The organism is Amycolatopsis sp. WAC 01375 (assembly GCF_003947325.1).
Taxonomy (GTDB): domain Bacteria; phylum Actinomycetota; class Actinomycetes; order Mycobacteriales; family Pseudonocardiaceae; genus Amycolatopsis.
On record NZ_QHHW01000067.1, the window covers coordinates 1 to 470 of the forward strand.

Genomic DNA, 470 nt, shown 5'->3' on the forward strand with positions numbered 1-470 from the left:
TTCTTCCCCTCCAGGCGATCCTCCAACAGAGCGTCTGCGGCCCGGGCGTCTTCGTCGGAGAGCCATGAGGTGGCCGCCGCGATCTTCGCCGCCCCGAACCCATTCACCAAACCCCGGTCCATCAACCCGAGTGTCCGCGGCAGCCGGGTGGTCAACGCCTCCGCGGTGGAAACCAGGGTGCCTGCGTGACGGTCCACAACGGACAATGCGAACGCCACCTCCTGCACCACACTCGAAACCCCGCCACGATGCCGCCCCAACTGTCCGATAGCACGGAACCGCACCGCCTCCAACCGTGCGATCCCCACCGGCGCCGCCACCGCGACATCCACCACATCCTTATCCCCCAACGAATCCAGCGAACCAATAACCTCCCCCAACACATCCGACTCGGTCATTTCCTTGAGCAGCGCCACAACGGCGTCAGAAGTATCCACACACAGAACGTACAACCGACCACCGACAGTTTG

1 protein-coding gene is annotated in these 470 nt (G+C 63.6%); it reads right to left on the reverse strand.

Annotated features, from left to right (window positions below; genetic code table 11):
• A partial coding sequence (locus DL991_RS42310) for a DUF222 domain-containing protein (protein ID WP_370309597.1) occupies positions 1–437 on the reverse strand: 437 nt, incomplete at its 3' end.
• Positions 438–470 lie beyond the last annotated feature (33 nt).